Raw genomic sequence first — 25,873 nt, forward strand, 5'->3', positions numbered from 1 at the left:
GATCGGTCAGGACCTTCTTCGGATCACTCATTGTCTGCTCCTTCGGTGAAGGCCACGGCTGGAACCGGGCCGGCTTGTGCGGGGGAAGGCGGACCGGGCACCGCCGGTTCGACCGCATTCATCCGGTTTCTTGGGATGCCACAACGCTAGAACCGGTGCACCGGTGGCGCTTGTCCGTCAGCGCACGGCCGGTGTCGCCGCGACGCACTGCGTACGGCACCTCCCACGACGAGGTGGCCAGCGGTCGCAGCAGCGGCTGCACGTAGGAGATGTTGGCGACGCCCACGCCGGCCGCGATCGACATCCATGCCACGTGCCTGCTGCTGAGCCCGGCCCGGTCAGAGGTGTCCGCGGTCTTCGGACCAACCCCGTCGAGGCGCTTCGACGCCTGTCTCACATCCGCCATGCCTCCAGAGTGAGGATAGATCACATCAGGGTCAAAGACCGTTTTTCGATGCCAGTAATAAGTGAGGCGAATGATCGGGGATTGAGAACCCTGCGCTGCGCAGCACCCGAGTCCTCGAACAACCCCCGGCGGCGGAGAGGACTCTCCGCTCTCCGTCCCGACGGGACACCGGAGCACTCCCGCGAACGCGGGGGTGTTCCGTCGGCGACGTTCGTGCGTGTGGGACGGTCTCACGGGTTCCACGGCCCACGCCGCCACCGTCTTGACCATGACCGACCGGATCCCGCCCGGGCTTCCCCGTCCGCGTCGGCCTCGCCGCCGCACCCGAACACGACGGACCGTTCGTGGACGTCCCCGAGCACCTGCTCGTGCCGCTCCAGAGGTGTCAACGGCGTGCTCTCCTACCAGGGACACCATCAGGACACCAAGGCCCGGCCCATCTGTCTGCGCCTGCGCATACCCCCGTCGCTGAACCGCTATGGTTCGCCGCAGTACGTTCAGCCGCTCACGCAGGCCACCGGTACCCAGCTGCTGGACGTCGTGGACGAGGTCGTCCACTCCCGGGCCGCGACCTCGTCTGAAACCGAGCAGGCGGCCTACGGCCGCGGCCCGGACCCGGTGCGCGCGTACGCGAGGCCACAAGGCGGTGGAGTGCGCGGCGCACGCCGTCATCCAGCCCCACAACGCCAGGGCCACCTGAGCACGATGCTGGGCGAGATCAGGAACGCCCGGCACAAGTTCAGCGCCACGATCCCCTCCCCAGCCGGCGACCCGATCGCCCCGGCCGAGGTCATAATGCGCGCCCTGTGGGAGGGGCAGACCTCCCGCCGCCCTGGTGCAGTGGTTCCTCTCCGGAGCCGTCGCCCGCACACCCTGACGGTAGACAGCCGCCACCCGCAGAACCCCGAAGACAGGGCGAAGGTCTGGCCGCGCCGAGCCCCGCCGTACGATGATCGCCGTGACCAGCCGCTGGCCAGCCTGGTCGTGCCGGTCCTGCTGGGGCCGGGCGAGACGGCGGACAACATGCTCACCAGCCGGGCGTTCGGCGGGCTGGCGAAGCTGCTGGAGGCGCTCAGAGCGCACGACGCCCGGGTGGTAGAACGGCTTCGCCGAGCAGCAGGCCCCCAGCGCCTACAAGCCCGTCCAGCAGGGGGCGCAGGGCCAGGAGAGCCGAGGCGAGGGGAACGGGGACGGCGGCCCGTCGGCGTCCGCGCGGAAGCTGCTGAAGTTCTCCACGCCGCGCGACCCGGCGCAGCTGACCGCGTTCATCAACCTGCGGGTCCTCAACCCCGAGCACGAGCATCGAGGCCGCTGTCATCTACGTCCGCGAGCACGGCGACCTCAAGGTCCCGTTCACGTACCGGGTGCCCGGCGGCCAGGACCAGGCGGTGGAGGCCGAGGGGTGGCCGGCCTCGCTCGCGAACTTCCCGCTCGGGCAGTGGATCGCCGACAACCGCCGGTTCTACGCCCGCGGCGACATGGATGAGGAGCGCGTCGAACGGCTGGAGAAGCTGGGCATGGTGTGGTCGCACTTCGACGTGGCGTGGGAGGAAGGTCTCGCGGCGGCGCACGAGTGGGCCGAGGTGAACGGGCACCTGCTGGCTCCGAAGGACGCCACCTACCAGGGCTACAAAGTGGGCATCTGGCTGAAGAACGCGCGGGCCACCGCCCGGAAGGCCGCCGAGATCGAACAGCGGCGTGCCGAGGGCCTGCCGGTGCAGTCGTCGGCCGGAGCGCTGTCGGACGAGCGGCGCGAGCAGTTGGAGGACATCGACCCGTCGTGGTGCCCGAGCTGGCCGGTGGAGTGGCAGCGTGCCTTCCATCTCGTCCGGCTCCACCTGGAGGCATATTGGTCGCCCACCTCCAGCAACCCGCCTCCCCCGCCCCGCAGAAGGCTCCGGTGGAGGACCCGGGCCCGGCTCCGGCGCTGGACGCGAAGGCCATCCTGGCGGCAGCGGAACGCCCCCGGTGGGCCCTGGCCGCACCGGGCGAGCGGCACTGGCGGACGGGGCGTTCCTGGACGTCGCGCTGAGTGCGGTGCGCACCGAGGAACGCCAGGGGTACATCGAGCGCCTGGAGGCCCGCCGCCTGTTCCAGCTGTTCACCAACCTGCTGCGGGACCTGCCTGCTGCCTTCGCCCCCCGGCATGACCTTCCACCTTCAGTGGTCCACCTGGCGACGATGCCACCAAGCACGTGCCCGCTGGCATCACTACAAGCGACGACTCACTGCCCTCGACTGGGTCCCGCAACCCGACAGCCCGGGCTCAGGCGTTGGACCACGCGCGCGTGCAGAGCACGAGCCGGTAGCCGTCCGGGTCCTCGACGGTGACGCCCCACTTGTTCCAGTACGGGTTGGGGGACAGCACGCGCTTGCCGCCGTGTGCCTCAAGGCGGGTCACAAGCTCCTCGGGTACCTGCTCGTCGAGGTAGATCACGAGCAGATCCTCCGTGGTGGGCCGCGGCTCGACGGGCCCAACCGCCTCGTGGACGAGTTCGAGGTGCCAGGAGGCGTCGGGCCAGCCGACCATCAGCAGGTCGTGCTCACCCGGCGCATCGCCGCCCTCGGCTCGGTACAGCACACTCAGACCGAGGCCCCGGATCCAGAAGCTCTCCGCCGCCACGAGGTCGCGCGATGGCCGGGCGACACGGATGTGGCTCTGACCGTTTGCGGGCATGGGTTTCCCTTCGTAGTGGCGCGCTCGGCGACGGGCCCATGGTCACGGCACCTTCCTTGGTGGACCGTTTCGGTCAGCGTAGGCACGAAGCGTTCTTGCGGCATCGGTCGCGGGACCCATGCCCTTCGGTCGGAGTCCTACGACCGTGGACCCAGTAAGGGCGTGTCCTGAGGTTGACACCCGGCAGGCCGTCAGATCACGAAGTGCGACTGGAGTACCAGAGCATTCGACCACCTAGAACACAAGTGAAGGCCCGGACCACGTGGTCCGGGCCTTCGACGTGCTCGGAGCTTGCACAACATTCTTCCCGGTCGCTGCTGTCCGGGCTGCGGCTTTCCACACCAGGGGGTGAAGAAGCCGTTCCCGGCAGAAGGAGACGCAAGCACCCGAGACCTGTCGCTGTCCCGCCCGCCAAGCCGAACCCGACTCGGAGGTAGTGCCGATGACCACCCGCCAGACCACCGAAGGAACGCCCACACCGATCGCGACTACTCTGGACACGCCACCCTGGGCCAGGGCCGAGACCCCACAGGGACGCTCCCAGGCAGAGAGCAGCAGGACCGCCGACCGCGAGGCGCACACCCCGCGGACGACACCACCACAGGTGTCCGCCGTCCCTGTTCCTCCGCCACGTAGGAGCCACCCGAACTCGGGACCCCCCCCATCGGCCTCATCATGGGCGGGCTCATGTTCCTCCATGACAAGTCCGTGCCCACGGCCGTTGCGACGGGCCTGATGGACGCTGGAGCCAGCGTTCCGGTGCTGCACAAGCTGATCGGCTGACCGGTGGTGGGGCGGCGTGGAACTCGTGGCCGTGGCCGCCGCGCCACTCCGCCCACTGCGGGTCGTTCAAGATGGCCTCGGGGTCGGCGACGCCGGCGCCTTCGAGGATCACGACCAGGTCGTGGTCGCTGTCGGCAGTGCCGAGAAGCTCGTCCCGGCCGTGGCGGTGCACACTGCCTCACCGGCCTCCGATAAGGAGGCCGGTACACGACGATCGGCGTAGCACCCCTCGAAGACCAGCCGGTACATCATCCGGCGCAGCGTGACGCCGCCGTCGTAACTCTCCATGATCGACCGCGCCCTGTCCGCCATGGTCGGCCACCGAAGCCGATCACGCGCCATGTGCCGCCAAGTACTGCTGGACTTGTCGGGCTTCGACGGTGCGATGTTGGTCATGGTAGAGATCCAGGGCTTGGCTCCAGGCACGACGGGCATCGGCAGATCGATTCAGGGCACTGTAGACCTGGCCCAGACATACGAGCGCGTTGGCTTCCTCGTAGCGGTCTCCGAGTCGGCGGCGCAGGGTGAGGGCCTGGTTGTAGTGGTCTATGGCCAGGGTGTGCTGGCCACTGTGGTGGGCTGTGTAGGCGAGGCTGTCCAGAGTGAACGCCTCGGTTTCCAGAAAGCTGTGCTGGCGGCACAGAGCCAATGCTTGCTCACAGTAGTCTCTTGCTTGCCGATAGCGTCCGAGGCGAGCGTGGAACCAGCCGACCGCGTTGAGAGCTTCTGCTTCCCGCGGAGGGCTCTGTAGCGTCTTGCGAATGCGCAGATTCTGGACGGCGTGTGCCAGCGCCCGTGCGTCATCGCCCTGATGTTCCCAGGCCAGCGCCAAGTTCAGATGGGTCTGCGCCTGACCTGCGGTGTCACCCGCTTCTTCGAATAAGGCCACGGCTTGTCCCAGGTGTTCCAGCGCACGCGCATGCTCGTCGAGGGGAACGAAGGCACGTCCCAGAAGCCGGTGGGCGAGGGCCAAGGAGGCTGGTTCGCCCAGCGTCTCCATGGTCGGCAGCGTGGCCTGCAGGGTGGCGACGCAGTCGGGCAGGCGGCCTCGCCGCCAGTGGAAGGTATCCAGAGCCCAGGCAAGCTGCCAGGCCCGGTTGTACAAGCCCTGCTCCAGAGCGAAGTTGTGCACCGCGAGAAGACACAGATGTTCGACCTCGAACCATGACATCGCTGCTCCCGTATCCCGGGGGAGAAAAGGAGCAGCGCTCTCGTCGTCCTGACCTTCCGCGATCGGCGTACGGTCCGGCGCCAGCAAGCGGTCACAGGCAAGGGCGGTGTTGACGTAGTAGTCAACGACCCGGCGCAGCGCGCTGTCGCGGACCTCGGCGGGCTGGTCGTGGCCTCGCTCGGTGGCGTACAGCCGGACCAGGTCGTGCATTCGGAAGCGGTCCGGGCTCTGCTGCTGGACGAGATGGGCCATCTCCAGGGTTCGAAGGATTACCCGGGTGCGGTGGGCGGGAAGGGCGGTGAGGCTGACGGCGGCGTTCAGGCTGATGTCAGGTCCTGGTGCAAGCCCCAGTAGGGAGAAGACCTGTGCGGCCTGCTTGTCCAGGGCCTGGTAGGACGTATCGAAAACTGTTCGGAGGTCAGTGGCCAAGTCCCCGGCGTTCAGTGCGTCGAGGCTGGCGGTGGCGTCTTCGAGTTCCCCGGCCAGCACGGCAAGGGGAAAATCGGGCCGGGCAGCGGCGCGGGCCGCTACGATGGTCAGGGCCAGGGGTAGTCCCGCACACCGCCGAAGCAGGGCGGTAACCGCCTTGGGTTCGGCAGCCACCCGGTCGTGGCCAATGGCGCGGGACAGGATCTGATGGGCCTCTTCATCACGGAGCGTGTCAAGGGCCAAGCATTGGCAGCCGTGCGTCGCGGCCAGGCCGCCGAGGTGGCTGCGGCTGGTGACGACAACCGTGCACGTGGCACTGCCGGGCAGCAGCGGGCGGACCTGGTCGGCGTCGCGGGCGTTGTCCAGCACGATCAGCATGCGCCGATCGGCCACCAGGGACCGAAACAGCCCGGTTCGGGCCTCCGGGTCGGCCGGCATGTTCTCGGGCGCCGTGCCGAGCGCGTCGAGGAAGCCGCGTAACACCATGTCGGGCGGCATCGGCCCGGTGGACGGATCGAAACCGCACAGAGGGGCATAGAGCTGCCCGTCGGGAAACCGGTCGAGATTCTCATGGGCCCAGCGCAGCGCCAGCCAGGTCTTGCCCATCCCACCGCCACCGCCGATCGCCGAGATCACCAGTACGGGCTCGTCACCGACCGGATCCTTCAGCAGCCCGTCAAAGTGGGCGAGTTCACGGCTGCGGCCGACGAAGGCCGCCGGCAGTGCCGGAAGCTGTCGCGGCACCGGCCGGGAAACCCTCGCCTCGGTGGCCACAGCAGCCCTGGCCGGGGCAATGTCGAGTGCCGGGTCGGCGGTGAGGACCTGCTGGTGGAGCTGCCGCAGCGCCAGGCCGGGGTCGGTGCCCAGCTCTTCCGCCAGTCGCCGCCGGATCTCCTGGTAACGCCTCAGGGCGTCCGCAGATCGGCCGCCGCGGTAGAGCGCCAGCATGAGCTGACCAGCCGTCCGCTCATCCAGCGGATGGGCCTCAGCCCGGGCGAACAGTTCGGCCAGTACCCGGTCGTGCTGTCCCAGACGCAGCCGGATGTCGGCCAGGTCCAGCTGCGCGGCCAGCCGCTCCCGTGCGAGGAAGTCGCGCTGGGTGTTGAACCACGGGGTGTCCACCCCGGCGTACGCCTCCCCGCGCCACAATCCCAGGGCCTCTTCCCATAACGAGGCCGCTTGCTCGTCGTCGCGCATCCCGCGGGCTTGGTCGACCAGGTCTCGGAACCGGTGGACATCCACCGCCCCGGCCGGCACCTTCAGCCGATAGCCGCCCTGGTCCCGGACGACGTCCGCCCCGACCCCGGACAGCACCTGCCGCAGCCGGGACACATACCCGTACAGCGCTTCCCGGCCCCGACCTGATGCATCCGCGCCCCACACCCGATCCACCAGGACATCCGCCGGCACCACACCCTCAGCGTCGGCGATCAACGCCCCCAACACCCAACGCTGCCGCGCATGGCCCACATCCACCGGGACCCCACCTCGCCACACCGCGATGGCGCCCAGGACCCCGAAGCGCACCGCCACATCCACGCCCTTCATGGTCACGTCACTCTGCTTACCCGCCGCTGACCACCGGGTACAGCCCGATTCCAGACTTCCCGAAGGTTTCCCGAAGGCCGCCCCGACACATTGGGGCACACGAAATCCCGTTGTCCTCAGAGCAATTGACACCGGGACGCTTTCGCAGACACCCACCACAGTCAGAACCACCGCCGCTGTGAGCGGTGAAAACCAGACCCACTTACGACAGGAGTCCGACATGCGTAAACACCGAGCCCTGGCAACCGCCATCGCGCTCGCCGCCACCCTTACGGTGAGCGGCATTACAGCGACCACCGCAAGCGCGACCGAGGCGGGCGCCGCAGTCACCTGCAGCGGCTGGTCACACTCCGTCAAGGACGGCCGCACCGGAGCCGTACGAGCCTCCGCCGCTCCCGCCGCAGTCCACACCGGTCCCTACGGCGCCTGCACCACAGTCGGCACCATCAGTGACGGCGTTCCCATCCAGTACGACTGCTACGTGGTGAACGACTACGGCAATACCTGGACCTGGGTCCACGGCTTCGGCTGGGTGTTCGACGACTACCTCGTCGGCAACGGCGCATCCACACACTGCTGAATCACCCACCAACCACACCGCACCGAACCGGCCAGCACCGGCGAACGCGCGGGCCGATCCGCGCGGCCGCCGGTGCGGGCCCTTGCTCCGAAGCCCCGAAGCGCACCGTCATGCGCCGGACAAGGGGCACTGCCGGATCCCAGCGCGGCAGCGGCCTTCACCGTTCAGCCCATGCCAGCGAGGTAGTGAGCGGGACGCTTCCGGGAGACACCCGGGCGGAGCCGACGCTTGGGAGCGTTTCAGCGGTGCCGGGCCCCTTGCCGCGAGACCTGCCATGCGCGGCCGAGGTCCCGCGAGGCTGGCGGCGCGGCCTACGAGGGCTGCGCCGCTTCGAGGAACGTCGCGAGCGAGCACATCCCGCCCGGCCGCGTTGAGCGTGACCTGCCCTGTCCGTGCAGCGTCGCGGGGTTCTGCGGGGCGAGGTCGGCAGCTGGCCGGGCTTCACGTCGACTCTCTCGATGCCGGTGGCCCAAGCGTAGGCGCGCGGGGTGCCGTCCGGGGCGGTCCACGTGAAGCCGTACCTGCGCATGATGATCGTCATAACGGCATCAACCCCACGGTCCACGAGGGCGGTCCCCTGGGCGGGCAGGGGCAGTTCGGTGGGTGCCGACAGGTAGGTGGTGAGGATGTTGACACTGTCCATCAGCCACAGCACCAGCACGTCCCGCAGCCAGTCGCGGCGGTCCTGCACGGACAGGCCCTTCATCCGGCCTGCGGTGAAGACGCCGATTCCGTGCACCACGTGTTTGCCGGTCTGCGGGCCGGGGCGGGACGCGGCCAGGGTGAGCATGGTCCGGCTGATCAGCTTCGCGACGCCGACCGCCGTCCGGGCGAGCAGCAGCCCCGGGTCGATGAAGACCGGTGGCTGGTCGGGCCCGTCGGGGAAGAGGACGTTTTCGAGCTTGAGATCGCCGTAGGCCAGCACACGGCGGTGTGGCTGCGGCAGCACCCGGCCTCGTAACCGGTGGAGCCGGACGACGACCTGGCGCAGCGCTTCGACGACTTCCGCGCGGTCATCCGCCGCGCACCGGTCGACCCCGAGCCGCTGCACGTAGATGGGGCCCGACAGTCGGTTGAACTTGCGCCGGAAGGTGCCGGTGATGCTGCGCTCTGCGATGGCACCGGCAGATGCGAGCAGTAGCACAGGCACTGCGCGCGGACCGCTTCCCACCGCGCCTGCTACGGCCCACGCCGCGAGCACGCCGACAACGGCCATGCTGCACCGGTGGGCCGGCAGCCGGTTGACGACGGTCACCACCAGGGCTGCGGCGATCGCGCTGCCGCGGGCTGCGGAAGGCGCGCTTCCAGCACCAGCTCACCGGTGCCGCGGTCAACCTCGTCCGCATCGGCGCCTGGCTCACCGGCAGACCCGCGCCCGAACCCGCACGAGCCCCTTGGCAGCACTTCGCCCCGCCGCACGGCGACGGGGCGAAGCCACCAGACCCGGATGGGCCAACAGCGTCTCGGGGTGGGGCCGGGCGTCCGGGGGCAGGTGGAGGGCCGGTCAAGGAGTGAGGCGCGGTCAGGGGATGAGGACGCGAGCCGGGGGCGGGGTGGAGGCGGTGGGGGGCTGGTGGCTGGTGGGGCGGAGGGGCCACCAGAGGGCGCGGCCCAGGAGGGTGGCCAGGGCCGGGACCAGGGCGAGCGAGAGGACGACGGCGGAAAGGAGGATGCCGAGCGTCAGCGCGAAGGCGATCTGAGCGCTGCCGGGGGTGGTGGCGAGGCTGGCGAAGGAGCCGGCCAGGACCAGCCCGGCGGTGGCGACGGCGGGCGTGGTGTGGCGGACGGCGCGGGCCACGGCGGCGCGGGGTGGGCCGGGGTGGTGCATCTCCTCGCGGATCCGGTCGGTGATGAGGATGTTGTAGTCGGTGCCCAGCGCGACGACGAACAGGAACAGCACCAGCGGAAGGGTGAAGCTGACGCCGGGCTCGTCCAGCACGTGCTGGAACAGCAGGGTGGAGGCGCCGAGGGTGGCGGCGAAGCCGAGCCCGACGGAGAGCATGAGGACCGCTGGGGCGAGCAGGCTGCGCAGGAGCAGCAGCAGGATCAGGGCGATCAGGGCGGCGGCGACCGGGAAGACGATCGTCAGGTCGTGGTCCACGGCTACGGAGATGTCGGCGAAGATCGCCGCCGTACCGCCGACATGGGCGCTCGTCCCGACGGGCGTGTGGGCGGCTACGGCGGCGCGGACGGGGCCGGAGGCCAGATCGCGGGCCCGTGCGCTCTGCGGGTCGGCGGTGAGGAAGAGGTCGATCCGGGCGGCGTGGTGGTTCTTGTTCAGGACGGTGCCGCCGACCTGGCCGACGCCCTCGGTCTTGGCGAGGGCGCGGGAGAGGCCGTCGAGCCGGGCGGGGTCGAGGGTGCCGCCGTCTGTGGCGGTGACGTAGACGGTGGTCGGGTCGGACACGCCGGCCGGCAGGGCGCGTGCGATCTCCTTGGCGGTGGCCGCGGCCGCCGTCCCGGAGTCGCCGCCCTGGCCGTAGTCCATCCGTATCCCGGTCATCCCGGCGGCGAGGGCGCCGAGCAGCGCGACGGAGCCGAGCAGCAGGACCATCGGACGACGGGCGACGAAGGCGCCGTAGCGGGCGGCGGCGCCCGCCTGCGGCTCCCGGTCCAGGCTGCGGGAGGGCCAGAACATCTTGCGGCCGCAGGCGGCGAGCAGGGCCGGCATCAGGGTGAGACTGCCCAGCAGCATGATCAGGACGGCGACGGCGATCGCCGGGCCGAGCGAGCGGAACTGCCCGAAGCTCGCCACGCCCAGGGTGGCGAAGGCGGCCACGATGGTCAGCGCGGCCGAGGTGATCGCGGTGCCGACCCGGCCGGACACCTCGGCGGCCGCCTCGCGGGCGGGCTGGCCGGGCCGGGCGCGCAGGTGTTCGCGGAACCGGAAGAGCAGGAACAGCAGGTAGTCGACGCCGATGCCGAGCAGCACCACGGAGATCAGGCCCGGGGTGGAGACGTCCAGTCGCAGGCCGGTGAGCATTGCGGCGCCGGCCACGGCTCCGGCGGCCACGCTGCCGATCAGGGTGACGGCGAGCAGGGGCAGCACGGCCGCGAGCACGCTGCGGAACACCAGCACGTTGAGCAGGACGATCAGCACGGTGACCAGGCTGCTGCCGATCAGCGCGGCGACCCGGTTGTCGTCCGCGCTGTCGGTGGCCTCGGCCAGTCCGCCGGTGAACCCGGTGCGCATCCCGGCGGCGTCGAACTTCGCGCGGGCGGAGTCCCGGAAGGTCCGGTAGACCTCCTGGACGCCCTCGTCCACGGCGCTGCCGGTCAGTTCGACGGAGAGCAGCTCGAAGCTCCGGTCGGGCGCCGTCATGGCCGGGGCGATCCGGGGGGTCTGCGAGCGGTCGGGCTTGAGGAACGCCGGCTCGTCCTCCCCCCTCGGCATGGTGACTCGGCGCTTGCCGAGCTCCGCCGCCTCGGCCTCGATCCGCCGCTGGTCGCCGTCGGTGAGCGCCTTGCCGTCGCTCCGGGCGACCAGCACCGTGACCGTGGTGGCGTCGGGCTTCACCCCGAACTCCTCCTCGGCGATCCGCAGGGCGGCGGCCGAGTCGTAGCTCTTCGGCAGGAAGTCACCGGTCTGGGACTGGGTGACCCGGCCGAGCAGCATCGGGCTCAGTGCGCCCAGCGCCAGTCCCAGGACCGCCCACAGGGCGATGACCTTCCAGGCGTGTCTGGTGGAGAATCCGGTCAGTGCGCGGATCACGGTGCCCTCCGGCTGATGGACGCGAACGTCGGCCTTGTCGCCGGGTGTTCCCGGCAGGCTCACAGACCATCAGGCGAACGGGGTGCGGGACGTCCGGACAGCGGACGATCCGGACCGGGGCCCCCGGTCCCCCGGCGGGCCGGAACCGGGACCGTGCTCCTAGTCCGCCCGCCCTACCTCGGCCGGAGGGACCATCCGGCGCCGGGCGGGCCGATGCCAGAATGAGGCATCAACGCTGGCCGACCGGGAGGACGAGGATGGACGGGCGTCAACACCCCGGCGCGGCCGTGGACGAGGTGCCGCGGAAACGCACGGACGGTCTGCCGTGGACCCAGGCGGACGCGCTGATGGCCGTCGGAACCGGCTCGCTGGACCTGCTCGCCCACCTGGTCGTCAGCGCGGCGGCGGGCACCCGAGGCGTCGGCGTGCCGGGCTTCGTCCTGCTCGTGCTGTCGGGCGTGCCGCTGCTCGCCCGGCGCCGCCACCCGGTGCAGGCGCTCGCCGCGGTCCTGGTGCTCCAGTCCGCGATCGACCTGTCGACCCCGATGGGCACCCACTTCGGCGCCGTCCTGATGGTGGCGGTGTACTCGGTCGCCCGGAACCGTGCCTGGCCGGTCACCGCAGGCGCCGCCGCGGCTACGGCGCTGGTGACGATGCTGAGCCAGAGCGACTTCCCGGTGCCCTCCGCGGAGGCGGGCTTCGCGGCCGTCGCCTCCACCGCGCTCGTGGCCGGCAGCGGCCTCACGGCCGCCCGCTGGCAGCGCCAGGTGGACGCCAACCGCAGGCTGCTGGCCGACCGCGCGGTGGCCGAGGAGCGCCGCCGCATCGCCCGGGAGTTGCACGACATCGTGGCCCACCACATCACCACCATGCAGCTGATGGCCGGCGGCGCCCGCGCCAACCTGGCCAATCCGGAGGTGGTGCGGGAGGCCCTGGTCACCCTGGAGTCCTCCGGGCGGCTGGCCCTGCGCGAGATGCGCCAGCTGCTGGACGTCCTGCGGGCGGGTGACGAACCGGACGCCGCCCCGGCCTCGCCCCAGCCCGGGGCCGACGACCTCGGCCGGTTGGTGGACGAGTCCCGCCAGGCCGGGCTGCCGACCGCGTTCAGCGTGCACGGGCCGCGGCGGCCGCTGCCGCCGACCGTCGGCCTGACGGTGTTCCGGATCGTCCAGGAGGGCCTGACCAACGCGCGCAAGTACGCGGGTCCGGCCAGCGCGTCCGTCGTGCTGGCCTACCGCGCGGACGGGATCACCGTCGAGGTGCGCGACGACGGCCGGGGCGTGCCGTCCCAGGGCGCGAGGCACGAACCGGTGCGGAGCGGGTACGGCCTGATCGGCATGCGCGAGCGGGTCGCCCTGCACGGCGGCACCCTGGACGCGGGGCCGCGGCCGGAGGGCGGCTTCGCCGTGGTGGCCGAGCTGCCGCTGGCGGCGGAGGAGACGGCCGAGGCGGCCGTCCAGAGCGGGGAGCCCACCGAGCGCGTCGGCGGCGGGCTGCACGGGGAGGCGGTGTACCGGTGACGGCCGTGACGCCCGGGATCCGGGTCCTCATCGCGGACGACCAGCCGCTGGTCCGGCGCGGCCTGTCGCTGATCCTCTCGCCGGACCCCGCCTTCCAAGTGGTGGGCGAGGCGGAGGACGGCGCGCAGGCCGTCGCGCTCGCCCAGCGGCTGAGCCCCGACGTCGTAGTGATGGACATCCGGATGCCCGTCCTGGACGGGGTCGGCGCGACCGAGGAACTGGCCCGCACGCTGCCCGGATGCCGGGTCCTGGCGCTGAGCACCTTCGACATGGACGAGTACGTGGTGGCCGCGCTGCGCGCCGGCGCGTACGGGTTCCTGCCCAAGGACGTCTCGCCGGAGGACCTCGCCGCGGCGATCCGCACCGTCCACACCGGGGAGGCGGTGGTCGCCCCGCGCCTGCTGACCCGGCTGATCTCCGCCTACGTCCGGGCGCCGCTCGGCGCCCCGCCACCGCCCGACGTCCTGGCGGGGGAGCTCACGCCCCGCGAGGTGGAGGTGTGGCGGCTGATGGCCACCGGCCTGGACAACGCCGCGATCTCCCGGACCATGGACATCAGCCACTCCACGGTGAAGAACCACATCACCAACCTCTTCGGCAAGCTCGACGTGCGCGACCGCGCCCAGGCGGTCATCGCGGCGTACGAGTCCGGCCTGGTCACCGCCCGTTCGGGGGGCGGCGACCAGACCGGACGGAAGGGTTAGCGCGTGTCTCTTCGACCGGTAAGTCAGTTGATCGGATGCGACTGTCCGGGCGGGGCCGGGCGACCCGGCCGCGGACGGGCGGAACGGCGTCCAGCAGCGGTAGGAGCTGGGTGACGTCGCCCACGGTTGCCGCCGGTCAGGACGACGGCGAGCGGGGTGCCGTGTCCGCCGGTGATCAGGTCTCTCCCATCCACAGCACCGTAGGAGTCCGACAGCGCCGGAGCGGCTTGGCCGCCATTTCAGAAGGGATCTCGCCCCAGCCATCGACACTCGTACCCATGCCCGCTCGGGCGGGGGAAGGGAGATCCGCATGGTGCGGGCGTCCCAGTGCCGAGGATCAGGACCGATCCGCACGATGCCTGTCGGCCGGGCTGGCCGGCGGCTCAAGCCTGGCACATCGGTCTCGGAAACGCCCTCAAGCTCCCGCATCGACATGCCGCCACGGTGGTCACTCCGGATCGCCGCGTACAGCTCGACGTTCGGCATTCGCGGCATGACCAGCACCTTTCACCAGGAGCATCCCGATGCTGCCCGGGCTCCCCGGCTACTCCAGTTCGCCGTCGATGATCGCCGGCATCTCCTCCAGACCGGCGCCGTCGAGATCTGACGTCTCCCGGGTCCCCGAAAACACGGGCCGGAACTGGCATGGTCCAGCGCCTCTCCAGCCGGGCTTTCAGCCATGAGGTGCGTCTCCCCGGAGGCATCGGTCGACTGTGGGATCTCTCGCCGTCTCACCGGGAGCGCTCGTACATCCATGGCGTCCAGGAACTGCTCCGGGATCAGATGCTGAAAAGCCTGACGGAAACCGGCCACGAAGATCCGGGACGAGACTTCCGCATCCTGGGCAGTCATAGGGCGGACAGATGCTTCCGACGGTCTTTCCACGCAAGATCCTGGTATTGCGGCGGCACGGAGTGAACCATTCATGAAGAGGGTGAACAGCAGGAACACACACGGGCACGCACGCCGGGGCGAATGCCTCCTGAGAGCGCCGCAGGACCGCTGGACGGATCAGGCGCTGCGCAGTTCGATCACCGTGATGTCCGGTGGGGCTCCGACCCGGATCGGCGGGAGCGAGGCTCCGACTCCGCGTGAGACGTAGAGCTGGGTGGTGCCGAAGGTGGCCAGGCCCGCCGTGACCGGCTGGGTCAGGGGGACGAGCAGGTTTCCGGGGAAGAAGCCTCCGCCGTGGGTGTGCCCGGAGAGCTGGAGATCCACGCCGTGCCGGGCCGCCTCGTGCACCTGGACGGGCTGGTGGGCGAGGAGGATGGTCGGGTGTGAGCGATCCCGGTCGGCGAGGGCTTTGCCGTAGTCCGGGGCGTCGTGGGCTCGTTCGCCTTCGATGTCGGTGACGCCGGCGAGGTCGAGGGCTCCGCCGCGGTGGGTGATCAGGGTGCGGGTGTTGCGCAGGGTCCTGACACCGAAACCGGTGAGGGTGTCGATCCAGGCGTCGGCGTCGTAGCGGTAGTCATGGTTGCCGGTGACGAAGAACGTGCCGTGTGTGGAGCGCAGGCGTGCCAGTGGCTCCGCATGACCGGCGAGGTCCTCGGCCCTGCCGTCGGAGAGATCTCCCACGATCGCGACGAGGTCGGGAGACGTGCTGTTGATCAATCGGACGTTGCGGGTGGTGTGGGCGCGGCCGAAGAAGGGGCCCAGGTGGAGGTCGCCGGCCATGGTGATGCGCATGCCGTCGAGGGACGGGTGGAGTCGGCGCAGGGTGATGGGCACGGTTTTGATGTCGGGTGGTCCCAGGCCGCGGTGGAAGCCGTAGCCGGTCGTGGCGGTGGCGGTCGCCGCGGCCAGCAGGGCGACCGAGCGGGCGAGCACGAGGCGCCGATCGGCCATCGTCGGTGCGTCGGGCGGTGCGGCGGCCTCGGCGGGTTCCGCCTGGTGCGTCGCCGGGCCGGGCCGGGGCCGGCGCGTGTCCGCGGCTCGCGGTGCGGGGTCGGCGGCGGGCGCGTGGGGGGACCGGGTTGACGAACGTGCTGCCAGGCGCATCGGAACTTCAAGGACGGCGAGGACGAGCAGGAGGTAGACGGCACAAGCGACCCAGGTGAACACCGGCCGGACGAACCAGGCGATACGGGTGGGGTCGGCGTACTGGGCGGCCAGGACACCGGCGGGGACCAGGACGGTCAGCGCCCCAGCGGTGAGCCGCCCGCAGCGGCGCAGCCGGGGTGAGGCCGTGGTGTTCTTGACGAGCCGCACGTAGAGGTAGCGGTGCACGACGGCCGCGACCACGATGCTCGTGCCGGCGACGGCCGCTTCCTGTGGGAGGCCGCTCATATCGCTGTCGCCGGAGTGCGGGCCGCGGCGCGGGCGCCTGGGCGGCGGGTGGGGCGGGGGTACCTGGGCATGGGGACGCGGTTGCTCCGAAGAGGGGGTGTGGGTTGGCGCGAGCATGGGTGCACCTGCGCAGGTGTCCGCGGGGGCGGGACGGACCCCGCCTGGGTCCGTCTCCGTCCGGTACCCGCACCCGTTCGATGAACTGCCTCGTCGAACGGGTGCGGGTTGGTCAGACCGCGGACGTGCCGGCGAGTGGATTCACCAGGTGACGGGCAGCCGGGTGACGCCGTAGACGGACATCTGCTGCCGGAAGGAGACCTCCTCGAAGGGGACGGCGAGGGCCAGGGAGGGCAGGCGGCGCAGCAGCGAGGGGATGGCCACCTGCAGTTCTGTCCGGGCGAGGTTCTGCCCCAGGCACTGGTGGACCCCGAAGCCGAAGGCCAGGTGGCCGCGGGCGTTGTGGGTGATGTCGAGGGCGTTCGGCCGGTCGGGCAGGAGCGTGGTGTCGCGGTTGCCCGCCGGGAGACTGATGATGAGGCCGTCGCCGGCCCGGATCTGTTCTCCCGCGACTGTGAAGTCGTCGACGGCGACCCGGACGACGACGTTCTCGACGACCGACAGGTAGCGCAGCAGTTCCTCGATGGCCCGGGCTATGACAGCCGGGTCCTCGGTGTCGCGCAGGAGGGCGAGTTGCTCGGGGTGGCGCAGCAGGGCGAGCGTGCCCAGGGCGATGGTGTTGGCGGTTGTCTCGTGCCCGGCGATCAGCATGAGCAGGGCCATGGAGACCAGTTGCTGCCGGGTCAGCTCGCCGGTTTCGACCCGCTCGGCGAGCAGGCGGCTGAGCAGGTCGTCACCCGGCTCGGCGGCTTTGCTCTCGACCAGCGTGTAGAGGTAGGTGCCGAACGCCTGGCTGGTGGCGCGTACTTCCTCGGCGGGCAGCGACATGTCCAGCAGCTTGTTGCTGCAGGACTGGAAGAAGGGGTGGTCGTCGTAGGGGACGCCGAGCAGTACGGCGATCACCCGGGAGGGTACGGGCAGGGCGAAGTCGGTCAGGAGATCCGCCGGCGGCCCCTTGCGGACCATCTCGTCGAGGGCTTCGTCGACGAGTCGCTGCACCTGGGGGCGCAGGGCAGCGGCCTGTTTGGCGGTGAAGTCCCCGGTGAGCATGCGGCGTTGGCGGGCGTGCTCGGGATCGTCCAGGCGGACGAAGGGGGGCTCCTGGTCCGTCCTGTCCTCGCCGGCGGGCGAGAGGCGGGGCATACCGGGGTTGCGGGCATCGGCGCTGACGCGCGGGTCGCTCAGGACGGCACGGATGTCCTCGTAGCGGGTCACCACCCAGGCGGTGGAGCCGTTCCACAGCGTGGCGCGCTGGAGCCCGTCGCGCCGCCGCCAGTCCTGGTAGTCCTGCGGCGGGTCGAACGGGCACTCGGACGCCCGCGCCTGAGGAAAGCGGGGCAGGAGACCCGCGTGGTCGTGGGGGGTCATGGATTCTCCGTTCATCGTGCGGGTGTCGGTGCGGATGTCGCGGCAGCCCATTCGGTGCGGCGGGCCACGGCGGCGCGCCAGGGCCGGACGTCCTTGACGGGCATGCCGATGGCGAGCACCCCGGTCAGGTGGCGTCCTCGGCGGTAGCCGATCAGGGCCCGCCCCTCGGCCAGGTCGCCGTCGAGGATCGCGCTCTCCTCGTGCCCGGGCAGGTATCCGTGAGACTGCACCTTCACCTCGTACTGGTCGGTCCAGAAGTAGGGCACGGGCGCGGCGGGCTGCGGGGTGGCGGGGGTGAGAAGGTCGCGGGCGACGGCGATGCCCTGTTCGGACGCGCTCGTACGGTGCTCCACCCGAATCGCGCGGCCGAAGAGCGGGTTGAACCAGCGGGCGACATCGCCCGCCGCGTGGATGCCGGGTGCGCAGCGGCCGTGGGCGTCGCAGAGCAGGCCGTCGTCGATGTCGAGTCCGCTGCCGCGCAGCCAGTCGGTGTTGGGCACGGAGCCGGCGGCGACGAGCACGTCGTCGGCCGGCAGGATACGACCGTCGTCCAGCCGGACGCCGGTCACGGCACCGTCGGCGGTGTCGAAGGTCTCCGCCTTGAGGCCGGTGAGGATCCGCACGCCGCGGTCGCGGTGGATGCCGGTGATGAAGCGGCCCGCCGCACGGCCGATGATCCGCGCCAGCGGCTCGGCCCCGGACTCCACGACGGTGACATCGGCGCCCCGCTGCCGTGCGGCGGCGGCCACTTCGGTGCCGAGGAACCCGCCCCCGATGATCACCAGGCGGCGGCCGTTGCCGAGGCGGTCGCGCAGCGCGAGGGCGTCCTCCCGGGTGCGCAGCACATGCACGCCCCCTCTGCCGTGCCCGTCCGGTAAGAGGCGTGGTCGTACGCCGGTGGCGATGACCAGGGCGTCGTAGGGCACTGTGCCGCCGTGGGCCAGGGTGACGGTGCGAGCCGTCCGGTCGACGGCGGTCGCGGACACACCGAGCCTGAGGTCCAGGTTCATGGCCTTGAGGTCCGACTCCGGACGTAACAGGAGGCGTTCGGCGTCCCACTGTCCGGTCAGGAACTGTTTGGACAACGGCGGCCGGTCGTACGGCAGATGCGGCTCATCGCCGATCATGGTGATCAGGCCGCCGAAGCCCTGCTGCCGGAGGGCGGCTGCGGTGGCCAGCCCGGCGGCCGAGGCGCCGACCACCACCACTCGCCTCATGCCCGGTCCAGGCGGATGGCCGCGCCCGGGCAGATGACGACCGCTTCCTGGATCTGCCCGGCCTTGTCGGGCGTCGGCGAGTCGTCGAGCAGGACGGCGACGCCGTCCTCGTCACGCTGATCGAACACGTCCGGGGCGACGAGTACGCACTGTCCGCTGGCCACGCACTTGTGTTCGTCGATGTGGACCTTCATGTGCAAGGTTCCTCGCTTTCGGCTGGAGCTACGGCTGCGGCGCCGGAGCCGCTCGGGAGTGGGGGGGCACGGGGCACCGGCACGGGGGGTGTCGGAGGGGGCGGCACCCCAATTAGTGAGGCACCTCATGAACTACAGCATATAGTGTGGTACCTCATCAATTGGTGAGGGAGGGGTGAAGACGATGACCACGGGTACGGTGCGCGACCGGCATACCGGGCGGGCCGCGGTGCGCGGGATCAGTCGGGGCGGGCCAGGCCGACGTCGTAGGCGAAGATGACCGCCTGCACGCGGTCGCGGACGCCGAGCTTGGCCAGAACGCGGCTGACGTGCGACTTGACGGTGGATTCGGCCAGATGGAGTTCGGCGGCGATCTCGACGTTGGACCATCCGGTGGCCACCGCGGTGAGGACCTCCCGTTCCCGTTCGGTCAGCTCGGCGAGCCGGCGCTGTTGATCGCGCGTGAGCCGGGGGGCGGGCGGGTGCTGCCGGGAGTGCGTGCTGGTGAAGGCGTCGATCAGTCTGCGGGTCAGACTGGGTGAGATGACGCAGTCGCCGGCGGCCACGGACCGGATGCCGACGACGAGTTCCTCGGGTCTGGCGTCCTTGAGGAAGAACCCCGCGGCGCCCGCGCGCAGGGCTTCGTAGGCGTACTCGTCGAGGTCGAAGGTGGTCAGGACCAGGACCCGGGAGCGGCCACCGGAGTCGACGATGCGGCGGGTGGCCTCGATGCCGTTGAGGCCGGGCATGCGGACGTCCATCAGGACGACGTCGGGGCGGAGTTCGGCGGTCATGCGGACGGCGTCGTGTCCGTGGGCGGCTTCGCCGACGACGGTCATGTCGGGCTGGGCTTCGAGCAGCATGCGAAAGCCCAGCCGTTGCAGGGCCTGGTCGTCGACGATGAGGACGGTGGTCATGTGCTGTGCTTCTCCCTTGCGCCGGTGGAGGCGTTGAGGGTGGCGTGGACGCGCCAGCCCCCCGAGGCAGTGGGGCCGGCGGTGACATGACCCCGGTACAGGGCGGCGCGCTGACGCATGCCGACCAGGCCCTGTCCACCGGGGTGTTCGGCGGTGGCGCGGCGTGCCGGGCCGGAGTCCTCGGCGGTGACGTGCACGGTGCCGCCGTCGGTGCCGACATCCACCGTGACGCGGGTGTCGACGGCCGCGTGCTTGAGGGTGTTCGTGAGGGCCTCCTGGACGATGCGGTAAGCGGTGAGCTGCACTCCCTTGCCGAGCGTGGTCAGGTCGCCGTCGGTGCGCAGCGTGGCGGCGGGGCCGGCGGCCCGCACACGGTTCAGCAGCGCGGGGAGGTCCCCCAGGGTCGGCTGCGGGGCGAGGGGGGCGTCCGCCGTGTCGGGAGCACGGTCATCGACGACGGTGAGCAGGTGGCGCAGCTCCGCCAGGGCTTCGCGACCGCTGTCGGCGATGAGGTGCAGGGTGTCGGCGGAGCGTTCGGGGCGGGTCTTGGCAAGGGCTGCGGCCCCGTCGGCCAGGCCGACGATCACGGCGAGGGTGTGGCCGAGGATGTCGTGCATCTCCCGCGAGACCCGGGTGCGTTCCTGCGCGGCCGCCAGACGGGTCTGCTGGTCCCGCTCGGTCTCCAGGGCCACGATGTAGGCCTTGGCCAGGCGGCCGGTCAGGGCGAGTCCCGCGCAGGCGGTGACAGCCAGCATGGCGAGGACGGTGATCATCTCGGGCCGTTTGGCGTGCCGCAGGTAGCCGCTGTCCCAGAACGTCCAGGCCCACACGATGAGTTGGGCCGCCGTGACGGTGCAGGCGGCGGCCAGCTGACGCGGGGTGCCGTAGCGGCCGACGTTGTAGAGCGCGACGATCCGTGCGGCATCGGCGCCGTTGAGGACGTGCAGGGGCAGGGCCAGCAGCGAGGCGATGGTCGTCAGGGCGAAGACCGGGCCGGGGCGGTGCTCGCGCCACAGCAGGGGCACGGTGTAGGCGAGCGTGAGGACGATCTCGCCCGGCAGATGGGCGCGATTTGCCGGGTTCAGCAGCGAGGGCAGACCCAACACGGCGCAGAACGCGGGCACGGCCCACCGCCGCACATGCGGGTGGTGCCGGTCAAGCATCCGCCACGCGGCCAGCCCGCTGATGATCGACACCGTGACACGCTGGTCCGGGTCGCTGGTCAGCGACCGCGGCAGCCGGGAGGCGTGCGCGGCAGTCCGGTGTGCGGACGCCGGGGTGGTCGGGTCGGTCATGACAGATGGCCTTCGCGCTCCGGGGCAGGCCGCCCAACGGACTTCGGGGGTGTGACCTGCGGGCAGGGGTGTGAGGGTCCCGGACGGCCGGTCCGGCCGGGAGGGCAGGGCGGCGACCTCCGCTGCCGGGGTCCGGGGACCGCCCACCGGCCCTCGGGGGAAGGACCGACGGGCGGGGTCGAGGTCCGCCTAGCCGAGCGGGGCCGGCGCGGCCGGTTCCTGGCCGATAGGGGGAAGTCCCTGGCCGGCGGGGGTGGGCACATGGCCGCCTCGGTCGCGTGCGTCGAGGACGCGCCGCAGCTTCTCGCCCTCGATATCCACCTCGGGCAGGACGCGGTCCAGCCAGGCGGGCAGCCACCAGGCCCGGTCCTGGAGCAGGGTCATGACGGCCGGGACGATGGTCATGCGGACCACGAAGGCGTCGAAGAGGACCGCGGCGGCCAGGCCCATGCCGATGGACTTGACCAGGGCGACATCGTCGAGGAGGAATCCGGCGAACACCGAGATCATGATGACGGCCGCGGCGGTGACGACGCGGGCCCCGTGCCGGAAGCCGGTGACGACCGCTTCGGTGGGCGAGGCGCCATGGACGTACGCCTCGCGCATCCCGGAGACGAGGAACACCTCGTAGTCCATGGCGAGCCCGAAGACGACACCGATCAGCAGGATCGGCAGCAGGCTGACGATGGGCGCGGTCTCGTCGACCCCGAAGAGATCCTTCAGCCAGCCCCACTGGAACACGGCCACCAGCACGCCGAGGGTGGCGACCACGCTGAGCAGGAAGCCGAGGGCGGCCTTCAGCGGGACGAGCACCGAGCGGAACACCACCAGCAGCAGGATCAGGGCCAGGCCGACGACGATGGCCAGGTAGGGCACCATCGCCTCGCCGAGCTTGGCGGAGACGTCGATGTTGACCGCGGTCGTGCCGGTCACCATCACCTGCGCGCCGCTGTCCTTCTCCACCGTGCCGCTGCGCTCACGTATCTCGGCCACCAGGTCCACCGTCGCCCGGCTGGTGGGTGAGCTGCCCGGCACCACGGTGATCAGGGCCACGTCACCGGCCTGGTTGAAGACCGGGGGCCGTACGGTGGCGATGTCGCCGAGGCCGTCCAGCATGGCGGTGGTGTCCGTGGCCGCGGCCTTCGCGTCGTCGCTGCCCCGCGCGTCGACCACGACGGTCAGCGGGCCGCTGAAGCCGGGCCCGAAGCCCTTGCTGAGCGTGTCGTAGGCCACCCGCTGGGTGCTGCCGGGGGCGGCCATGCTGTCGTCGGGCAGGGTCAGGCGCAGCGACAGCGCCGGGAGGGCCAGCACACCGAGGCCGACGACGGAGGCCAGCAGCATCTTCCCCGGGTGGCGGGCGACGAAGCGGCCCCAGCGCACTCCCATCGAGGTGCGGCGGCCGCGCTGGATGGCCCGCATGCGAGGTGTGGAGAGACGGCTGCCCGCCACGCGGGTGCCGGTGAAGCCCAGCAGGGCCGGCAGCAGGGTCAGGGCGACCAGGACCGCGATGGTGATGGCGAAGGCCGCGGCCAGACCCATGGTCGTCAGCATCGCGATGCCGATGACGGACAGACCCACCAGCGCGATGATCACCGTCAGTCCGGCGAACACCACCGCCGAACCCGCCGTCCCCAGGGCCCGTCCCGCGGCCTCCTCCGGCTTGTGCCCCTCGCGCAGCTCACCGCGGTAGCGGGAGACGATGAACAACGCGTAGTCGACGGCCACCGCCAGACCCAGCATCAGCGCCAGGGTCCGCGCGTTGGAGGCCATGTCGACGAAGGACGAGGCGATGGTGACGCCGATCAGCGCGATCCCGACGCCGACGATCGCGGACAGCAGCGGCAGCCCGGCCGCGACCAGCGAACCGAAGGTGATCACCAGCACGAACGCGGCGACCAGCAGACCGATGAGTTCCCCGGCGTTGCTCTCCCTGTCGTTCACGACCGCGTTGCCGCCCAGGCTGACGGTCAGGCCCGCCTCGGCCCCCTGCCGCACGACCTCGCGCAGCGCGTCGGAGGCGGCGGTGGACATCTCCGCCTGCGGTACGGCGTAGGTGACCTGGGCATAGGCGATGGTGCCCGAAGCCGACACCAGACCACTGGAGAAGGGATCCACGACATTCGCCACCTGCGGCGCCCTGCGCAAGTCGTCGACCAGGGCCTCCGCCCGCGGCTTGTGCGCGGCCGCCGTCAGCCTCTCGCCGTCCGCCGCCTCGATGACCACGCGGGCGGTGGCACCCGAGGCGGCGGCCTGCGGGAACTCCTTCTCCAGCAGGTCGATGGCACGCTGCGACTGGGTGCCGGGAAGGGTGAAGTCGTCCGTCGTGCTGCCGGAGACGCTGCCGACGCCGATGCCCGCGGCGACCAGCAGCGCGAGCCAGGCCAGCAGCACCAGTCTGCGCCGCCGGAAGGCGAATCGGCCGAGCCGATAGAGGAAGGTGGCCACGAAAATTACTCCCACCAGGAGAAATGAGGATGTGTGAAGCGGGCCTGTCCGGCTCCGGACTCACAACGTAGAAAGTGGATGCGCCCGGCTTGAGCTACTTGAGGCGGAATTCGCGCCTCAGCCGGTACCCCGGTACCGGCCGACGTCATCCCCGAGGAGGAGCCACCGGGCGTCAGTCGGCCGCGTGCGCGGCCAGCAGCGTCACGGTCTCGTCCCACAGTTCCTTCTGTATGCGGGGATCCCGGCCGGGCTCGGGGCACTCCAGCGGCTTGGCGTCCCGCACGGAGAAGTAACCGCCGCTGGTGTGCGCGAAGGCGGGGTCGGTGGCCAGCCGGACGATGATGCCGGCGCCCTTGCGCGGGTCACCGACGTGCAGCGTGTTCAGGACGCCCTGGAGGATCCTGGAACCGGGCAGGTCCCGGCCCAGGCCGGTGGCGTTGAAGCCGGGGTCGCAGCAGTTGACGGTGGTCTTGGCGGGATCCAGGTGCCGGGCGAGTTCCTGCGTCCACATGATGGTCATCAGCTTGGTCCGCCCGTACAGGGACATCGACTCCCGGCGGGTGTAGGGGGCGACGTGGCGCAGGTCCTCGGCCGGCGCGATCGCCTTGGCCTGCCGGGACGCCTCGGAGGCGACGTTGACGATCCGCGACGGTGCGGACGCCAGGAGCCTGCTGGTCAGCGCCTGGGTCAGGACGAACGGACCCAGGTAGTTGACCGCGGTCATCTCCGCGAAGCCCTCGGTGGTGATGCGCTGGGAGAACGCGTGCAGTCCGGCGTTGTTGACCAGCACGTCCACCCGCGGGTAGTACGCGGCGATCTCCTCGCCGACCCGGTGGGCCTGCGAGACCAGGCCCAGGTCCGCGTGGAAGACGTCGACCTGCATATCACCGGCCACCGCCGTCAGCTCGGCCACGAGGGCGTCGGCCTTGATGCGGGAGCGGGCCACCACACCGACGCGGTAGCCGCGGTCGGCCAGGTCGAGGGCGGCGACGCGACCCAGACCGGAGGTGGCTCCGGTGATCACGGCAACGGGGCGGTCCATGACTTCCCTCCATTTGTGAGGTACCTCATCACTTCTTGGCCGGAGCCTACCCGACACCATGGGCCGGCACGAAGTGATCACCGCCGGAAGGGCCGTGAACAGAGCAGGACTGCCGCGAAGGGTCGCCGGAATCCGTCCGGCAACGGGACGACGCCAGCGGGACCAGCCGGCGGTTCTCCCTGGCGGACCCGACCGGCGGCTATGTGCGCCCGATCAACCACCACAGCGCCAAGGCGGCCGAGGTCGCGGGCGCCTCCACGTCCGACGGGGCGCGTCGGCCAGTACACCGACTCAGACGGAACCGGCCGGCAACGGCAGCCGGAGGACGCGCAGACGGCCACTCACCCACGAACCGACCTCCCCCCCGAACCGGCAGGTGCCGGGCGGGAGTATCTCGGTCATGGCTACGGCGCCACGGCACCATCGGTGAGGAGTGCCTCGGCCGCTTCCCACAACTCTGCCTGGACGGCGGGGGCGCGACCGGGTTCCGGGCATCGCGGCAGCCCGGCGTCGCACACGGAGAAGTAGCCCCCGCCGGCGGCGACGTTGCTGATCCGCGCCGGCCGGGCGGCGTCGCGCCCCGTGGCCGTGAGCAGGCCGGTGAGGGCCTGGGGCAGCGCGAACGGGCTCAGGTAGTTGACCGCGGTCGTCTCGACGAAGCCCTCCGCGGTGACGCGCTGACTGAAGGCGTGGAGAGCGGCATTGCCGGCCAGGACGTCGAGCTGCGGGTAACGGTCGATCGACCTCCGCTGCGACGCGGCGCGTCCGGGACAGGAGTGCGAGGTCGACTGGAAGACATCGACCTGGACGTCGTCGGCCACGGTCTCCGGTTCGGCCACGGGGGCTTCGGCCTCGCCGCGGGAACGGGCCACCACGCCGATGTGGCAGTCGCGGCCGGCGGGTGAGAGGGCTGCGCTACGGCCCGGTCCGGAGGTGGATCCGCTGATCAGGGCTACGGGGCGGCGCATGCGTGGGACCTCACGATTATATTGTGGGAGGATACCCGGCACCATGAACGAGCAGGAAGTGACGACCTCCAGCGCAGGACCGGAAGAGGTGGGACTGTCGTTCCTCGCTCTGGCCCACAGCGTTCGAGAACGCGTCGACCGACACATGACCACAGCCACGGGACTTTCCCTGTCCCGTGCGAAGGTCCTCCAGGTACTGGCCGGCCGCGGTCCGCTGCACCAGGCCGAGCTCGCCAAAGCCCTTGAGCAGGCACCGCGCTCGGTCACCCAGATCGTGGAGGGCCTGGAGCGGCTCGACCTGGTCACGCGTACCGGCGACTCGCACGACCGGCGACGCAAGACCGTGTCCGTCACGGACAAGGGGCGGGCAGTCCTGGCATCCGCCGAGCAGGCGGGAGCGGAGATGCTCCAGCAGCTCTTCGGCTCTCTCGACCGACGGCAACTGGCCGCCTTGGACCAGTTGGTCGCTCGCGTCGGTACAGCCGTCTACTGAG

Annotated in this window: 20 protein-coding genes and 1 pseudogene; 5 read left to right on the forward strand and 16 right to left on the reverse strand. The window is 71.0% G+C overall.

Annotated features, from left to right (window positions below; genetic code table 11):
• Positions 1-118: 118 nt before the first annotated feature.
• Entirely contained in the window at positions 119-406 is a 288-nt protein-coding gene (locus tag AQJ11_RS49335) for a hypothetical protein (RefSeq protein WP_059265113.1), read from the reverse strand.
• 1,316 nt (positions 407-1,722) lie between these two features.
• On the opposite strand from AQJ11_RS49335, the gene AQJ11_RS52770 reads away from it, so the two are divergent.
• A complete protein-coding gene (locus tag AQJ11_RS52770) occupies positions 1,723-2,556 on the forward strand; it encodes a helicase associated domain-containing protein (RefSeq protein WP_398780926.1) in 834 nt (277 codons plus the stop codon).
• A 116-nt stretch (positions 2,557-2,672) separates the two neighbouring features.
• On the opposite strand, the gene AQJ11_RS28920 is transcribed toward AQJ11_RS52770, so the two are convergent.
• The 3 genes from AQJ11_RS28920 to AQJ11_RS28930 all read right to left on the reverse strand — a co-directional run bounded on the left by AQJ11_RS28920 (position 2,673) and on the right by AQJ11_RS28930 (position 7,014).
• Entirely contained in the window at positions 2,673-3,083 is a 411-nt protein-coding gene (locus AQJ11_RS28920) for a VOC family protein (protein ID WP_059265115.1), read from the reverse strand.
• Between the two features lie 891 nt (positions 3,084-3,974).
• Positions 3,975-4,178: a hypothetical protein gene (locus AQJ11_RS49340; RefSeq protein WP_159061700.1), complete on the reverse strand. Its 204-nt coding sequence runs from the start codon at positions 4,176-4,178 to the stop codon at positions 3,975-3,977.
• A gap of 19 nt (positions 4,179-4,197) precedes the next feature.
• Positions 4,198-7,014 carry an AfsR/SARP family transcriptional regulator gene (locus AQJ11_RS28930; RefSeq protein WP_107120890.1) on the reverse strand — a complete coding sequence of 939 codons (2,817 nt, stop codon included), beginning with the start codon at positions 7,012-7,014 and terminating at the stop codon, positions 4,198-4,200.
• Positions 7,015-7,234: 220 nt separating this feature from the next.
• Between AQJ11_RS28930 and AQJ11_RS28935 the strand changes: the two genes are divergently transcribed.
• Positions 7,235-7,594 carry a hypothetical protein gene (locus tag AQJ11_RS28935; protein WP_059265117.1) on the forward strand — a complete coding sequence of 120 codons (360 nt, stop codon included), beginning with the start codon at positions 7,235-7,237 and terminating at the stop codon, positions 7,592-7,594.
• A gap of 157 nt (positions 7,595-7,751) precedes the next feature.
• Here the strand turns inward: AQJ11_RS28935 and AQJ11_RS51325 are convergent, their stop codons facing one another.
• Both AQJ11_RS51325 and AQJ11_RS28945 read right to left on the reverse strand, forming a co-directional pair.
• A complete protein-coding gene (locus AQJ11_RS51325; protein WP_244218384.1) occupies positions 7,752-8,744 on the reverse strand; it encodes a hypothetical protein in 993 nt (330 codons plus the stop codon).
• Positions 8,745-9,116: 372 nt separating this feature from the next.
• A complete protein-coding gene (locus tag AQJ11_RS28945; RefSeq protein ID WP_059265270.1) occupies positions 9,117-11,306 on the reverse strand; it encodes an MMPL family transporter in 2,190 nt (729 codons plus the stop codon).
• Between the two features lie 257 nt (positions 11,307-11,563).
• Here AQJ11_RS28945 and AQJ11_RS28950 point away from each other — a divergent pair, with 257 nt between their 5' ends.
• A complete protein-coding gene (locus AQJ11_RS28950; RefSeq protein WP_059265118.1) occupies positions 11,564-12,826 on the forward strand; it encodes a sensor histidine kinase in 1,263 nt (420 codons plus the stop codon).
• Positions 12,827-12,831: 5 nt separating this feature from the next.
• Positions 12,832-13,530 carry a response regulator gene (locus tag AQJ11_RS28955; protein ID WP_079082465.1) on the forward strand — a complete coding sequence of 233 codons (699 nt, stop codon included), beginning with the start codon at positions 12,832-12,834 and terminating at the stop codon, positions 13,528-13,530.
• A gap of 52 nt (positions 13,531-13,582) precedes the next feature.
• On the opposite strand, the pseudogene AQJ11_RS46460 reads toward AQJ11_RS28955, so the two are convergent.
• The 10 genes and pseudogenes from AQJ11_RS46460 to AQJ11_RS29000 form a co-directional block, all read right to left on the reverse strand.
• Positions 13,583-13,694: pseudogene (locus AQJ11_RS46460) on the reverse strand (IS5/IS1182 family transposase); the annotation flags it as partial.
• 847 nt (positions 13,695-14,541) lie between these two features.
• Complete coding sequence (locus tag AQJ11_RS28960) at positions 14,542-15,816, reverse strand: metallophosphoesterase (protein WP_059265119.1); 1,275 nt, start codon at positions 15,814-15,816, stop codon at positions 14,542-14,544.
• A gap of 258 nt (positions 15,817-16,074) precedes the next feature.
• Positions 16,075-17,301, reverse strand: coding sequence for a cytochrome P450 (locus tag AQJ11_RS28965; RefSeq protein ID WP_059265271.1), 1,227 nt, complete (start codon positions 17,299-17,301; stop codon positions 16,075-16,077).
• Positions 17,302-17,312: 11 nt separating this feature from the next.
• On the reverse strand, positions 17,313-18,518 hold the full coding sequence (locus AQJ11_RS28970; RefSeq protein WP_208616637.1) for an NAD(P)/FAD-dependent oxidoreductase: 1,206 nt from the start codon (positions 18,516-18,518) through the stop codon (positions 17,313-17,315).
• The gene (locus AQJ11_RS28975; protein WP_058084378.1) at positions 18,515-18,712 is read right to left on the reverse strand and encodes a ferredoxin; all 198 of its coding nucleotides are present in this window, start codon (positions 18,710-18,712) and stop codon (positions 18,515-18,517) included. Before AQJ11_RS28975 ends, AQJ11_RS28970 begins: the two co-directional genes overlap by 4 nt.
• Before the next feature lie 239 nt (positions 18,713-18,951).
• Entirely contained in the window at positions 18,952-19,629 is a 678-nt protein-coding gene (locus AQJ11_RS28980) for a response regulator (protein ID WP_058084379.1), read from the reverse strand.
• Positions 19,626-20,924 (reverse strand): sensor histidine kinase, encoded by a 1,299-nt coding sequence (locus tag AQJ11_RS28985; protein ID WP_059265120.1) that lies wholly within the window; start codon positions 20,922-20,924, stop codon positions 19,626-19,628. Before AQJ11_RS28985 ends, AQJ11_RS28980 begins: the two co-directional genes overlap by 4 nt.
• 189 nt (positions 20,925-21,113) lie before the next feature.
• Complete coding sequence (locus AQJ11_RS28990) at positions 21,114-23,369, reverse strand: MMPL family transporter (RefSeq protein ID WP_059265121.1); 2,256 nt, start codon at positions 23,367-23,369, stop codon at positions 21,114-21,116.
• Between the two features lie 172 nt (positions 23,370-23,541).
• Positions 23,542-24,411 (reverse strand): SDR family NAD(P)-dependent oxidoreductase, encoded by an 870-nt coding sequence (locus AQJ11_RS28995; protein WP_063807702.1) that lies wholly within the window; start codon positions 24,409-24,411, stop codon positions 23,542-23,544.
• A gap of 404 nt (positions 24,412-24,815) precedes the next feature.
• Complete coding sequence (locus AQJ11_RS29000) at positions 24,816-25,379, reverse strand: SDR family NAD(P)-dependent oxidoreductase (RefSeq protein ID WP_059265122.1); 564 nt, start codon at positions 25,377-25,379, stop codon at positions 24,816-24,818.
• Between the two features lie 43 nt (positions 25,380-25,422).
• On the opposite strand from AQJ11_RS29000, the gene AQJ11_RS29005 reads away from it, so the two are divergent.
• Positions 25,423-25,872, forward strand: coding sequence for a MarR family winged helix-turn-helix transcriptional regulator (locus tag AQJ11_RS29005; RefSeq protein ID WP_244218385.1), 450 nt, complete (start codon positions 25,423-25,425; stop codon positions 25,870-25,872).
• Position 25,873 lies beyond the last annotated feature (1 nt).

The organism is Streptomyces corchorusii (genome assembly GCF_001514055.1).
Lineage (GTDB): Bacteria > Actinomycetota > Actinomycetes > Streptomycetales > Streptomycetaceae > Streptomyces > Streptomyces olivaceoviridis.